This window comes from Sphingobacterium sp. Mn56C (assembly GCF_049319645.1).
GTDB lineage: Bacteria > Bacteroidota > Bacteroidia > Sphingobacteriales > Sphingobacteriaceae > Sphingobacterium.
Genome location: NZ_JBMOUC010000028.1, coordinates 1 through 203, shown reverse-complemented (window position 1 = coordinate 203; position 203 = coordinate 1). Strand labels below are relative to the sequence as shown.

Annotated in this window: 1 protein-coding gene; it reads right to left on the bottom strand. The window is 38.9% G+C overall.

All coding sequences use genetic code 11. The features are described from left to right. Positions 1–14: 14 nt before the first annotated feature. Positions 15–203: hypothetical protein (locus tag ACL9RF_RS17750; protein WP_422801976.1), on the bottom strand; the 189-nt coding region annotated here is incomplete at its 5' end.

The following is a 203-nucleotide window of genomic DNA, read 5'->3' as shown; positions in this document are numbered from 1 at the left end:
GAAACTGTCCATATCTACACCCGATTATGTGTTAATAAACCTGTTTTTTGAAGTATAACATCCAAGAAATTATACTTATTTATATAAAGTAAGTAAACGTTGGTTAGGTGGTGTGCGTCTTTTTCTTGAACATCTTGGTAAAGTGGGGTTGATGGGTGCTGTTGCAGGTGGTATGCTACAGGGTGGAAGCAACTTGCTTCGCG